The organism is Faecalitalea cylindroides ATCC 27803 (genome assembly GCF_000469305.1).
GTDB lineage: Bacteria > Bacillota_I > Bacilli_A > Erysipelotrichales > Erysipelotrichaceae > Faecalitalea > Faecalitalea cylindroides.
Window position 1 is genome coordinate 39,521 of sequence record NZ_KI271019.1, and the last position, 13,410, is coordinate 52,930.

Consider the following 13,410-nt stretch of genomic DNA (forward strand, 5'->3'; position numbering starts at 1 on the left):
AACCTTTAATTTAAGATAAAATACTATAGGTGAGGAGGATATCTTATGCTTACACAACGAGAAAAAAACATTTTACATTTTCTAGATGGCAAAGGTTATTGCCGTGCTAAGCAGATCGGTAGTGTCGTTGGTGTATCTGAGAAAACTATTCGAAACGATATCCTATCCATCAATTATAAATTAGATAATATTGCTTTTATTACCTCGAAGCCAAATTCTGGATACTGTTTGGAGATTAAAGATGAAAAGAATTTTGAAAAAGCTCTAAATGAATGCGAACCCGACCTTCCTTCTACTCCAGAGCAAAGGATTGATTATATCATCAAGCTATTTTTAACAGAAAATCGTTATATAAAAACGGAAGAAATTGCCAACATGCTTTATCAATCCACAAGCACAATCTCTACTGACTTAAAAGAAGTTAGAAAAACTCTGCAGAATTATCATTTATCTTTAAAGACAAAGCCTAAATATGGCATGATCTTAAAAGGTGAAGAGAAACATCTTCGTGAATTAGAGAGTGATATACTTCATAAAAAAAACGAATCAAGCGATGATCAAAATCACGATATCATTGCACAAATATTACGTGAAGTAACAGAAAGCTATAATTTTCAAATTTCTGAATTTGCTTTTAATAATCTTGTCATTCATCTAGTTGTTACCATTGACCGCATCAAACAAGGAAAAACAATAACCTTTCCTTCAAACTACTACAATGATCTACAAAACAAATTAGAATACACTATTGCCAAAGATATTGCTTCAAGAATTAATAAAAAACTTAAAATTGAACTTCCTGATAGTGAATGTGCTTATATATCTATGCACTTATTAGGAAAAAAGTTACAGAATGATCAAGAAAATACAATTATTCCACAAGAATACAACATGCTAGTTCAAAAATTATTAACAGAATTATCCCAAGAATATCAAATTAATTTCACGAAAGATCTTAATCTTCAATTGGCTTTAACTTTACACCTAATACCCTTATCATATCGTTTAAAATATGACTTACGTATGGAAAACCCTTTATTAGAATCAATAAAGAATAACTATCCACACGCTTATATAATTGCTAAGAGTTTAGCAAATGGCCTTTCTAAAGCCTTTGATAAAGAGCTGTCCCCAGATGAGATTGGTTACTTGGCTTTACATATCAACTTATCTATGGAAAAAGAATTTATTAACATTCGAAAAAAGAACATCATTTTAGTCTGTGCAACAGGAAAAGGAACAGCTAAATTACTAGAATATCAGTATCGTCAAAAATTTGGTAATTGGATAAATCAACTAATCTGTTGTGATGTTACGGGCCTAAAACATCAAGATTTTACTGATATAGATTTCATTTTTACAACCGTTCCAATTTATGATTCAGTCCCTGTTCCTGTAATAGAAACTGGATTTATTCTTGATCAAAATGAAACCATTCGAATTGAGCAAAATATTGATGATATGTCTTCAGTTTCTACTTATTTTCCTAAAGATTTATTTTTCAGCAATCTTGATTTACATACACAAAAAGAAGTTATCACTTTCTTGATTCAGAAAGCATCCACATTATATACACTACCCAATGATTTTGAAGAAATGATTTGGAAACGCGAAAAAATTTTCTCAACAGCTTTTGATAATTATGTAGCCTTACCGCATCCATACAAACCTTGTACTAAAGAAACTTTTGCTTCAGTAGCCGTCTTACAAAAACCAATTCTTTGGAATGATAAATCGGTAAAAATAGTATTCTTAATCTCTTTGTCAAAAGACAATGATGCAAATATTCAAACATTCTATGGTAAACTTAGTAAAGTGCTAGTAAACAGCTCACTATTAGAGCAATTAATAAAAAATCCAACTTATGATTTTTTGATCCAAACTTTAAATCAAATCAAGCTTTAACAAAAAAGGTTTCTAACTAGTATCAAATTATATAATTGAATGATCTAGTTTAGAAACCTTTTTAATGATTACAAATACTAATTATCCTTCTACATAATACACACACAGGATATTGAATTATCTTCCATGGTCATAGTACCAAACTCAATAATTTCCTCAAGCTCTAAATCAAAATCCTGCATCGTCTTTGTTAAGATTTTTCCTGTTAGCTTTCTTCCATTTGTTCCAGTGATCCTTACCCAGCAAGCCTCAGGATCTTTATCTTTTCTTAATAAAAATACTCGAACATCATCTGGATATTCACTATGTCTTGAATCATCTATTTCTTTAATATAGCGTGTTTTTAAAAGATCTTCACTTACTTTATATGTTTCATTAATTGCTTCGATTTTTTCTTTAAACACTTCTGTATTTACATCTTTTAAAATCATTATTTCTTCATCTAATAATGGACGACATCTTAGCTTATAACTATATTCTTTAGGGGCAATAAGAAAGTTTCCATTTTCTAATTCTAAAGCCAGCAATTCAAACGTAAGTCCTTTTTCATGATCAATATAACAGTAAAACATACCAGCTGTTAAACCTTGCGCATCCAAATTCATAGAATGAAGCTGTTTTAATACTTCATTACCTTGGATTCTTACAATTTGTTGATCAATCTCTCGAAAGTTTATTTCATGTAATTTCATTTTAATCACCTTAGATAGAATAACACAAAAGGGTGTTTTTTTAACACCCTTACTAAAGTTCTTCACCATTTGTTTCAATAACTTTTTTATACCAGTAGAAACTATCTTTTTTATAACGTTTATAAGATCCACTACCATCATTATTTCGATCTACATAGATAAACCCATAACGTTTTTTCATTTCACCTGTTGTAAATGAAATTGGATCAATACATCCCCAAACCGTATATCCGATACAATCGCAGCCATCTTCTTCGATCGCTTTCTTCATTTCTTCAATATGTGCTTTTAAATATTCAATACGATTTTGATCATGAATCTTTCCATCTTCAAATTTATCTGCATATCCAAAGCCATTTTCTACAATAAACATTGGGATTTCATAACGATCCTGATACATGTTCATGATATAGCGCAAACCTTTTGGATCGATTGCCCATCCCCAGTCAGTTGTTTTAAGATATTGATTATCTACAGCATAGTTTCCTTGTAAATCATCGCCTAATTTTTTTACATTTGGATCAGCTGAAACTGTATTGCTCATATAATATGTAAAACCTAAATAATCCACAGTTCCTTTTGCCATAACCTCTAGATCTTGGTCTGTTATATCAAATTGATAACCGTTATTTTTCCATTCATTTAATAGATAATTTGGATAATGTCCACGAATTTGCACATCTGTAAACATCAATAATTTTCTATCTTCAGATTGAGCTAGCAGAATATCATCTGGATTGGTAGAATTGGGATAATTAGGTGTTGCGGCCACGCAACATCCCGTTTGAATATTTGAGTTTAACTTGTGCGCATATTCTGTAACAAGAGCACTAGCTACAAACTGATAATGTACAGCTTGATAAACAACAGGAAGTCTATCTTCATCTTTTTCAAAGATAATCCCTGAATTTGTGAAAGGATACAAATCATTTTCCACCAACATTTGATTGTTGATTTCATTAAATGTCATCCAATACTTCACTTTATTTTGATAGCGATCTAAAACTACTTTACAGAAATTATAGAAGAAGTCGATCATTTTACGATTTCTCCATCCACCGTACTCTTTAACTAGATAATAAGGCATTTCAAAATGAGATAGCGTAATAACTGGCTGCATACCATTTTCTAACATACAATCAAATAAGTCATCATAGAATTTCAAACCCTCTTCATTTGGATCTTTTTCATCACCCTTTGGAAAGATTCGACTCCACGCAATACTTGTACGAAGGCATTTAAATCCCATTTCACGAAACATTTGAATATCTTCTTTGTAATGATCATAGAATTTAATTCCTTCATGATTTGGATAAAATTTGCCTTCCTGGATACCATCGGTGATTTCTCTAGGTGTATGAACATCACCAGCTGTTAAGACATCGGCAATACTTAGACCCTTATGTCCTTTATCATATCCACCTTCTACTTGATGAGCGGCAACAGCTCCACCCCATAAAAAATCTTTTCGCATAATTTTTCCTCTCTTTTAAATCAAAACTTCATAGGCTACATCGCCTGTTTTAAGCGTTTCTCTTGATTCAATCACTAGATTTTTAAACTGATCCGCATTAGTTACGATTAACGGAGACTGCAGTGAACAACCTTTTTTCACAATGAATTCTTTATCAAATTCTAACAGTTTTTGCCCTTTTGTGACAACATCTCCTTGTTTAACGAATGCAGTGAAACCTTCTCCATTTAACATTACTGTATTCAATCCAATATGAACTAAAATTTCAACACCTTCATTCGTCGTTATACCAACTGCATGCTTTGATGGGAACAATACACTAATCGTACCATCTGCAGGCGAATAAACAGTGTTGCTTTCTGGAATGATCGCAATACCTTTTCCTGTTACCCCACTGGCAAATACTTCATCATCTACATCTTTTAATGCGATTTGTTTTCCATCAAGTGGTGATAAGATTTCTACTTTTTCACTTGCATGTTCTTTAACTGAAATTTCTTCTGTTGTATTTTCTGGTAATAAATCTTTTTTTTGGTCTGCATCCAAGCCATTTAATCCCCAAGTATATGTTAAGATTGTGGCAACCACCAAAGAAACGATAATAGAAATTGCATATGCCCAAATTGGTGAATAGCTCATAACCAATGCAGAGAAGATATTATGGAATACATATGCATCCATCGTAACACCAAGAGTTCCTGCAATAGCACCCCCGCAAGCGCCACCAATCGCAACAACTACCATCAATCTCTTATATTCCATAACAATAGAATATAAAATCGGTTCTGTAACACCCGCAAAGAAACCAGTAATGAATGTAGGTCCTGCAATAGATTTTATTTTAGAATTCTTTTTTGCTTTCAAATAAGCACCTAAAGCAATACCAATCTGAGACCATACTGCACACACACATACACCTTCAATGATATCTCCACCAACCATTTCAAGATTCTGTAATGTAATTGGTGTAAATCCCCAATGTAAACCTAGCATTGTTAAGAATGGATATGTTGCTCCTAAAATAATTCCTGCCAATGTACCACTTAAAGAGAATAACCACATTACAAATTCACTGACATAATTACCAATCGTTGTTCCAACTGGACCAAAAACGATAACTGTAAAAGGAACCATTAACATCAAACACACCATTGGAACTAAGAAACATTGTAGACTTTGAGGGGTGACTTTCTTCATTCCCTTATCCAAATAAGAATACACTAACATTGCAATAAAGATTGGAAAAATCGTTGCTGAATAATTAATTGGTGTAACTGGAATTCCTAAAAAATCCACTACACTTCCTGCATCTACCAAACCTAAGAAGTTCGGTTCCAATAAAGCTGCACCAATAGCTCCGCCAACAAACGCATTGGCCTTTAACTGTTTAGCAATTGTGATACCTAAGAATACTGGCATAAAATAGAAACAAGCATTACCTGCAGCTGATAAAATCAAATATGTTGAGCTAGTGTCAGACATAATTCCAACTGTTGTAAACAATGTCAATATAGCTTTGATCATACCAGAACCAGCCATCAAAGGAATCAATGGTGAAAAAGCTCCAGAAATGACCTTTAAAACTCTGTCAGATAATTTCACTTTATCTGTCGTTTCTTTTACTTCATCATTTCCTGATTTTAGATTTGTAACCGCAAAGATTGCATTGTAATAATCATCTACATTGGGCCCAATAACGATTTGATATTGTCCACCGCTAACTAATACTTTTAATACATAGCTTAATTTTTCTAACTCTTCCTGGTGGAATTTTGAACCATCTTTTAATTCAAAACGTAAACGAGTGGCACAATGAACTAAGCTATTTACGTTTGATTCCCCACCGACTAATTTGACAATCTCTTTTGCCTCTTTTTCAAATTTCATATATTTTCTTCTCCTTTTCACAAAAAAAGACTCAAAAACAAAAAAGAATAAAGGTCTTTTCATTGCTTTTGAGTCATGCCTGGTCGAACCAGTAACACCATAAAATATTTAACTTTTTTGAATAAAACTTAAATTAATTCGATTTAAATGCAATGTTAAGTAGAGTTCTTCGCTCGTACTTACTTCCCATCCATATTCTTTGGAAAGAAAGTTTGAAATCATCATTGCACATTTATAATCCTGTGGATATCTTTGCGCAACAATTTTGGCAATACTTGTATCTGCATTGATTGCATCTCCATTGATTTGTCTTCGAACAAAATATCGAATATGTACAATAAAACGTGATACATCAAAATTATCTTCATCAAAATCTTTTCGATAATAGCGTCTAACAATATTTAAAATATTTTGGATGATCTTCGTTGTTAGCACAGTTTCATCCATATCTTTAGCATTTGCCGAAGCGTTGATCAAATGCAAAGCAATAAAACTCGCTTCTTGATCTGGGATATCAAGATCCATCGTTTCATTGATCATCTTGACACACCTTGTCGCATATCGAAATTCATTTGGATAAATCAATTTAATATCCCATTCCAATGGAGTTCCAAAATACAAATGTTCTTTTGCTCGTTTTAGAGCTAAAGATAAATGATCTGCCAACGCCAGCAAAATAGAATCATTGAAAGAATACCCTAATTCGATCTCCGCATGTTTAATGATCTGGTTGGCCAATTCCAAATCTTCAACAGATAAATTTTGCATAAGCTTATCAAAAGATGTATTCTGTAGAATATATTTCTTCTCTATTTTAGTTTGATCGATCGTATCATACTCTTTTTTATTGAAAGCAATCCCTTTTCCCATTACAATATATTCTTTTGTATTATCTTTTACTAAAGCTGTGTTATTGTTAAGAGCTTTGATCAAATACATTTCTTTCCTCCTTTCTGCCAACATAAAAGGCATGATCATATAAAAAGACCAACATTTAATCTTCTTATACCATCATGCCTGCTTGACCAGTAACACTTACAAAGATAATTTACTGTAAGCGCTTGTATTTGTCAATCATTTTTTTTGTTTTTCTGCACGCAGTTCACTAATCTTATAAACATTATTCACGCATATTCTAAAAGGCTATCAATCATCCTTTTTCTTGTTGCGATACCAAATAATGCACAAATAAACCACAATAAACAGAAGAATACCTGAACAATAAAATATTGTTTCTCGTAATTTATCTGCTATAAATAACAAGTAACATACTGCTCCCATCAAAAGAACAACTATACCAACTTTAAAATCTCTATTCTTGTCTTGTTTCATATTTAAATCTTTTATATAGCGATATCCTATATAAAAACAAACACTCAAAGTTATAATTCTTAATGCCAACATCCTTCATCACCTGTTTCTATTATTTACTTATTGATATTGATTTGTATACCATTTCATAAATAAGTATACTATCATTACTATTAAAGTAAGAGATACCAACCCAAACCCATACCACAATACATCTTGCCAACTGTTTGCCAAAAATAGTATATAGAAGGAAAAAAAGACTAATATAATACGAGCTATCATGTGCTTTGTTTTTAAATATTTATCTTCTCTTCTATTCAAGTAATCAAAATACTTTATATAAATAAAAACACAGATCGAAAAGATTAAAATTTTTAATATCAATGACATTCTGATCACTAATTTCTTTTTTCACTTTAATTATAATAAATTCTACTAGTGATAGCATATGAAATATTTTACTATTTTCATTTACCACAACATCTCTTACAATATAAATATGCCAGAAATGAATACATACACAAAAAGACAATTTGATCCTATGAAAATAACTGTAAAAGATGTTGATATCGTTGACATAGCACATGCTCTTTCTTTATTGTGTCGAGGCGGCGGACATTTAAAACAATTTTATTCAGTTGGACAGCACTGCATCAATTGTGCAAAAGAAGCTAAAGCTAGAAATTACTCTAATCGAGTTGTTTTGGCCGCCTTACTACACGATGCCAGTGAAGCCTATATTTCGGATATCATTCGTCCTGTTAAAGTACACTTGACCAATTATTTAGAAATTGAATCCATGATCATGAATGTGATCTTACAAAAATATTATGTAGACGATTTAAACGAAGCAGAAATCAAACAATGGAAAGATATCGATGATGCCATGTTACAGATTGAGCTAAAATATTTAATGCCCGGCGATGAAAATCTACCCTTACCTCAATTTTATTCAACCCCTGATTTAGATGTACATGAATGTAAAGAAATTGAAGAAACATATATAAATCTTGTCAAAACATATGAAAAGACTGTTATCTAATTTGCGATAACAGTCCTTTTTTTAAGATAATTGTTTCATGATCCATTCTTTATCATCTGTTGTTTTCATCTTTTCTAAGATTGTTTCATCTTCTAGTGCAGTACAAATCTTAGATAAGATTTCCATATGTTCTCCACCTTTACCGGCAATTCCGATCACAAGCTGAGCTTTTTCATCACCAAAATCAATACCTTCAGGATATTGGATCAATACAATACCTGTTTTATGAATAATACCTTCATCATGTGTAGTTCCATGAGGAATCGCAAGACCCATACCTATATATGTTGTAACGATCTTTTCTCGTTCTAACATCAATGGAATATATTCTTTATCTACATAACCTAGATCTGTCAATAATTGACCAGCCGCAGTAATAGCTTCTTCTTTGGTCACGGACTTTTGATTCAATATAATTCCTTCTGGAACAAGAATATTTGGATCAATGCTTGTTTGTGTTTCTGTTTCTTCATTAACTGCTTCTGTCATCAATGGATCCCCTGTTGATAACTGGAAGAACAAATCATCCAAGGCCGGATCCGCTAAGAAGTTTCCTATAGTGATCAACACTGCATTTGGTGCACATTCTCTTGCACGGTCAGCCAACACAGTTTGAACAACTGCTATATCGCAATCACTAGGGATATTATCGACAGATGTATTTGTAACAACGATATCAGGTCTAACTGCTTTTAAACGATTTCTAAATTTCGTAGCTCCCATTGCGCTGGAACCCATACCTGCATCACACGCAAAGACGATTTTCTTAGCTGTAAGAATGCTCTTTTGTCCCTTTGACTGAGCTTTCATTGTCTGCATCTGATCTTTGGCAGCTTCAAGACTTGTTCCTTTTGCGTTTGATAGTTTAATGATTGGGCTGGCAACTAAGAACGATACACCTGCCGCAATCAAAACACCCAACAAGACCATCAAGGTCTCACCTTTCGGCGCCATAGAAAGATAGGCAATGATTGAACCTGGACTTGCAGGCCCTTTTAAACCACAGTTAAATAGTGTATAGAAAGTAATCGCACAAATATTTCCTAAAATTGGCGCTATGATCACAACTGGATTCATCAAGATATATGGGAAGTAGATTTCATGGATACCACCCAAAAAATGAATGATAATGGCGCCCGGTGCTGAATCTTTTGTTGTTTTATCAGCTGAGAACAGCCAATAAGCCAACAAGACTCCTAGTCCTGGCCCTGGATTGGATTCCAACATATACATAATTGATTTTCCTGCTTCAACAGCTTGTTCCACACCAATTGGTGTAAAGATTCCATGATTGATCGCATTGTTTAAGAATAATACTTTTGCCGGCTCGACAAAAATCGCAACCAAAGGCAATAAACTATTATTAATTAATAATGCAACACCAGCAGATAATACGGACAAGATACCTGTCATAACAGGGCCGATGAAATAATAACCAATGATCGCAAGGATCATGCCCAGGATACCAACAGAGAAGTTATTGATCAACATCTCAAAACCTGCAGGCATATGACCTTCCATCATCTGATCAAATTTTTTAATAACCCATCCGGCAAACGGTCCCATGATCATTGCAGCCATCAACATAGGCTGACCTTCCGTTCCGCCAACACCGGCAATACATCCAACAATTGCGATAGCACCCATGACCATACCACGATCTTTGGCAATCATTCTACCACCTGTTGCCGCAATCAAGATAGGTAATAAATAAGTCAACATATAAGGCTGAATGGAAGCTAATTGTTCATTTGGCCACCAGCCATCCGCAATAAATATAGCTGTTATAAATCCCCATGCGATGAAAGCTCCAATATTAGGCATGACCATCGCAGAAAGGAATTTACCAAATTTCTGAAGTGCAGTTTTCATTATTATTATTTCCTCTCTAGAATTTAGAGGAAAATAGAAAATTATGACTAATAGACTATGATCCCCAATTCTTCACATTTCTTTATAAATTCTTGAGGAAGTTTATCATCCGAAACGATTGCCGCAACGTCATCTAGATTACAGATCGTATATGTACCTTTTCTTTCATATTTTGAAGAATCCATTAATATTATAACTTTGTTGGCTTTTTGTATAGCCGCTTTTTTTAATTCGGCATCGCTTTCTGATTCACAGGTGAACCCTGTTTTATAGCTAAAATTAGTTACCCCAATAAAAGCTTCATCAAAATTCACTCGTTCAATCAAACGCAATCCTTCAAAACCATTTACACTTAAAGAACGATTATTCAGGTTTCCTCCTGTCAACGATACTTTCGCACTTTTCAATTTTGCCATCTCAATAGCACAAGTTAATCCACTTGTGACAAATGTATTCGGTTGATCTTTTAAAATATGGCTCAACATTGTTGTCGTGCTTCCAGAATCAATAAATATTGTATGTCCTGGCTTTACCAAATCCAGTGCCTTTTGCGCAATGATCTTTTTTTCCTCGGTATTTCGTATATAGCGCTGTTTTAAGAAATCATCATTTTTCGTAACTTGATCCAATGATTTTGCTCCACCGTGAATTCGAATGATTCGGTTTTGTTGATCTAGAACTTTTAGATCTGTACGCAAAGTCATCTCAGATACGCCTGCAAATCGCTCTTTGATCTGGGCAAAAGTCACACTGCCATTCTCATTGACAAAAGATACGATATCATTTCGTCTTTGTTCCATACTTCCTCATTCCTCCACTTCAGCCTGAATCAGTCCAGGCCAAAGCCAAGGCTGATTCGACTATTCTTTAATAAAATTTTTCAATAAATACTCTTCAGCTTCTGGACACCATAAACCTTTATGAGCATCTACGATATCTGCAAGTTCACCATAACGACTGTCTTCATCAGCACGACTTCTTAGATCTGTCAATGCAATCAAAGGCATTTCTAAATGGGTGTAGATCAATTTCTTTCCTCCTGGGATCTTTGGCAGATTTAGAGTCGTCTGGCAAGCTGCATCCAAACCACCAATATGAGTCACCATAACAGCTGGATTAATGCGATTTTCAGCTGTTAAACGTAAAGATTCGATCATATCATCCGTATTTCCACCAGTCGTTCCCATAACATGAGTTGAGTTATAATGAACATCATAAAAATTCATCTTAGCACTAAATTTGTTGTCAGTTGGTCCCGCAAAGAAATTCAAACATCCATCTCTACCAAGAACAGCACTTGATAATTCGACAACCTGTGCTACCGGTGCATAACAGAATACGTCATCAAAACCAGTTCCGCCTGTAATCTTGATCAGTTCAGCAGCTGGATCTTCCATGTTTCCTGTATTGACAAAATGCAATTCAATACCATCAGCTTTTGCTTCTTCTACTGGGAATAAATGTTCAGCTCGATCTAAGCGTTCCTGATTGATATCTGTTACTACGATCATACCAGGACGAACATCACGATGCAAAGCATAAGTCAAAGCTCCTAATCCCATTGGACCAGCACCTGCTAAGATCGCAAGCTTTCCACCTTCTTTGATTCCCATTTCATGTGTATAGACACCCATCTTTGTATGATAATTGGCATTAAACGCACCAATACTACATGACATAGGTTCAGCTAAGCTTGCTTCATAATATGCTTTCCCTTTATATTCCAATAAACATCCTAATTCCATTACTTCTGCTGGAATGATGCAATAAGTAGTATCTCCACCAAAAAATTCATAAGAATATCCAGGAGACCACATTGTTCCTTTATAATTCAATGCAGGCTGTAAAGTAAATTTCATTCCTGGTTTAAATTTGTCTTGGTGTTTTGCCCCAACTTTGACAATGTCTCCAGCCATTTCATGTCCCATGATAGCTGGATGATCAGCTACATCTTCATGAACACGTTTGTGTTTCGTACCAAGAATAGCACATTTGTAGGTTGACATACAAACGCTATCCGATACAACTTTTACAAGAATTTCATCATCTTTGATCTCTGGCAATTCAAATTCATCCAGCCTAAGATCGTTTGCACCATGTAATCTTACTGCTTTTGCTTTCATTTCAACAATCTCCTTTTCTATTATTCTGTTGTTTCAACAATTACAATTCTATATTAGCACACATTTACCCCTTGTCAACTGTTATTTCAACAATTTGTATTTGACTTTCAACAATTATAATGATACCCTTTGAGTGTAAAAAGAAAACACATCTATTTTAGGAGGAAGCAAGATGATCTACACAGTAACATTCAATCCATCATTAGACTACATTATTCGCGTTAACCACTTTCAAACCGGCGAAATCAACAAAACATACTACGAAAATATTTTGCCCGGCGGAAAAGGAATCAACGTTTCTATCGTTCTTTCCAATTTAGGACATAATAGTACGGCCCTTGGTTTTATGGCAGGCTTTACAGGAAAAGAAATTGAAAACCGCATGAATAACTTCGGTTGCCAGACAGACTTTATTCAAGTTAAAAACGGACTATCTCGTATCAATGTAAAAATGAAATCGGATAATGAAACTGAAATCAATGGTATGGGACCAAAAATAACAGATGAAAACATTCAAGAATTATTTGAAAAACTAGACAAATTGACCAAAGAGGATATCCTTGTAATCTCTGGAAGCATCCCAAGTACTTTACCAGATGATATCTATGAAAGAATCATGCAGCATCTACAAGACAAACATATTAAGATCATTGTTGATGCAACAAAAAATCTTATGATGAACGTTTTAAAATATAAACCATTTTTGATCAAGCCAAACAACCACGAACTTGGGGAATTGTTCGATGTAACTTTAAACACGCAGGACGAAGTAATTCCTTACGCACTAAAACTACAGGAAATGGGTGCTCAAAACGTATTAATTTCTATGGCTGGCCAGGGCGCTGTCTTTATTGATGAACAAAAGACCATACATAAAAGCCCTGCTCCAAAAGGAACTGTTGTGAATTCTGTAGGAGCTGGAGATTCCATGGTTGCAGGATTTATTTCCGGTTACTTAAACTCAGATGGCGATTACAAGAAAGCCTTCCTAAAAGGAATATGCGCTGGAAGTGCCAGTGCTTTCTCTCCAAATCTTTGTACAAAAGAAGAGGTTGAAGAGCTCTTAAGATCATTAAATCAATAATTCTTAAAAAACGCTAAAAA

General features: G+C 34.0%; 11 protein-coding genes. 3 read left to right on the forward strand and 8 right to left on the reverse strand.

Annotated elements, in window-relative coordinates; all coding sequences use genetic code 11:
• Positions 1 to 45: 45 nt before the first annotated feature.
• A complete protein-coding gene (locus tag HMPREF0367_RS06980; RefSeq protein ID WP_035402668.1) occupies positions 46 to 1,905 on the forward strand; it encodes a BglG family transcription antiterminator in 1,860 nt (619 codons plus the stop codon).
• An 89-nt stretch (positions 1,906 to 1,994) separates the two neighbouring features.
• Here HMPREF0367_RS06980 and HMPREF0367_RS06985 read toward each other — a convergent pair whose 3' ends face one another.
• The 5 genes from HMPREF0367_RS06985 to HMPREF0367_RS07005 form a co-directional block, all read right to left on the reverse strand.
• Entirely contained in the window at positions 1,995 to 2,597 is a 603-nt protein-coding gene (locus tag HMPREF0367_RS06985) for a hypothetical protein (protein WP_035402671.1), read from the reverse strand.
• Between the two features lie 52 nt (positions 2,598 to 2,649).
• Positions 2,650 to 4,071, reverse strand: a complete 1,422-nt coding sequence (locus HMPREF0367_RS06990; protein ID WP_035402673.1) for a 6-phospho-beta-glucosidase — start codon at positions 4,069 to 4,071, stop codon at positions 2,650 to 2,652.
• Between the two features lie 15 nt (positions 4,072 to 4,086).
• Complete coding sequence (locus tag HMPREF0367_RS06995) at positions 4,087 to 5,958, reverse strand: beta-glucoside-specific PTS transporter subunit IIABC (RefSeq protein ID WP_035402676.1); 1,872 nt, start codon at positions 5,956 to 5,958, stop codon at positions 4,087 to 4,089.
• A gap of 108 nt (positions 5,959 to 6,066) precedes the next feature.
• A complete protein-coding gene (locus HMPREF0367_RS07000) occupies positions 6,067 to 6,897 on the reverse strand; it encodes a PRD domain-containing protein (RefSeq protein WP_035402678.1) in 831 nt (276 codons plus the stop codon).
• Between the two features lie 207 nt (positions 6,898 to 7,104).
• A complete protein-coding gene (locus tag HMPREF0367_RS07005) occupies positions 7,105 to 7,362 on the reverse strand; it encodes a hypothetical protein (RefSeq protein WP_035402679.1) in 258 nt (85 codons plus the stop codon).
• A gap of 406 nt (positions 7,363 to 7,768) precedes the next feature.
• On the opposite strand from HMPREF0367_RS07005, the gene HMPREF0367_RS07010 reads away from it, so the two are divergent.
• Positions 7,769 to 8,311, forward strand: a complete 543-nt coding sequence (locus HMPREF0367_RS07010; protein WP_035402738.1) for a phosphohydrolase — start codon at positions 7,769 to 7,771, stop codon at positions 8,309 to 8,311.
• Positions 8,312 to 8,332: 21 nt separating this feature from the next.
• Here HMPREF0367_RS07010 and HMPREF0367_RS07015 read toward each other — a convergent pair whose 3' ends face one another.
• From HMPREF0367_RS07015 to HMPREF0367_RS07025, 3 genes are read right to left on the reverse strand one after another with little or no spacing between them, the layout of a single operon-like run.
• Positions 8,333 to 10,183, reverse strand: coding sequence for a PTS mannitol transporter subunit IICBA (locus tag HMPREF0367_RS07015; protein WP_035402682.1), 1,851 nt, complete (start codon positions 10,181 to 10,183; stop codon positions 8,333 to 8,335).
• A 47-nt stretch (positions 10,184 to 10,230) separates the two neighbouring features.
• Complete coding sequence (locus tag HMPREF0367_RS07020) at positions 10,231 to 10,983, reverse strand: DeoR/GlpR family DNA-binding transcription regulator (protein ID WP_015536379.1); 753 nt, start codon at positions 10,981 to 10,983, stop codon at positions 10,231 to 10,233.
• A gap of 60 nt (positions 10,984 to 11,043) precedes the next feature.
• Complete coding sequence (locus HMPREF0367_RS07025; RefSeq protein WP_015536380.1) at positions 11,044 to 12,306, reverse strand: zinc-binding dehydrogenase; 1,263 nt, start codon at positions 12,304 to 12,306, stop codon at positions 11,044 to 11,046.
• Positions 12,307 to 12,478: 172 nt separating this feature from the next.
• On the opposite strand from HMPREF0367_RS07025, the gene pfkB reads away from it, so the two are divergent.
• Positions 12,479 to 13,390: a 1-phosphofructokinase gene (gene pfkB, locus HMPREF0367_RS07030; RefSeq protein ID WP_035402685.1), complete on the forward strand. Its 912-nt coding sequence runs from the start codon at positions 12,479 to 12,481 to the stop codon at positions 13,388 to 13,390.
• Positions 13,391 to 13,410: the final 20 nt, after the last annotated feature.

Coding starts and splice junctions, on each gene's coding strand:
- HMPREF0367_RS06980 (WP_035402668.1), top strand. CDS start 46: ATGCTTACACAACGAGAAAAAAACATTTTACATTTTCTAGATGGCAAA.
- HMPREF0367_RS06985 (WP_035402671.1), bottom strand. CDS start 2,597: ATGAAATTACATGAAATAAACTTTCGAGAGATTGATCAACAAATTGTA.
- HMPREF0367_RS06990 (WP_035402673.1), bottom strand. CDS start 4,071: ATGCGAAAAGATTTTTTATGGGGTGGAGCTGTTGCCGCTCATCAAGTA.
- HMPREF0367_RS06995 (WP_035402676.1), bottom strand. CDS start 5,958: ATGAAATTTGAAAAAGAGGCAAAAGAGATTGTCAAATTAGTCGGTGGG.
- HMPREF0367_RS07000 (WP_035402678.1), bottom strand. CDS start 6,897: ATGTATTTGATCAAAGCTCTTAACAATAACACAGCTTTAGTAAAAGAT.
- HMPREF0367_RS07005 (WP_035402679.1), bottom strand. CDS start 7,362: ATGTTGGCATTAAGAATTATAACTTTGAGTGTTTGTTTTTATATAGGA.
- HMPREF0367_RS07010 (WP_035402738.1), top strand. CDS start 7,769: ATGCCAGAAATGAATACATACACAAAAAGACAATTTGATCCTATGAAA.
- HMPREF0367_RS07015 (WP_035402682.1), bottom strand. CDS start 10,183: ATGAAAACTGCACTTCAGAAATTTGGTAAATTCCTTTCTGCGATGGTC.
- HMPREF0367_RS07020 (WP_015536379.1), bottom strand. CDS start 10,983: ATGGAACAAAGACGAAATGATATCGTATCTTTTGTCAATGAGAATGGC.
- HMPREF0367_RS07025 (WP_015536380.1), bottom strand. CDS start 12,306: ATGAAAGCAAAAGCAGTAAGATTACATGGTGCAAACGATCTTAGGCTG.
- pfkB (WP_035402685.1), top strand. CDS start 12,479: ATGATCTACACAGTAACATTCAATCCATCATTAGACTACATTATTCGC.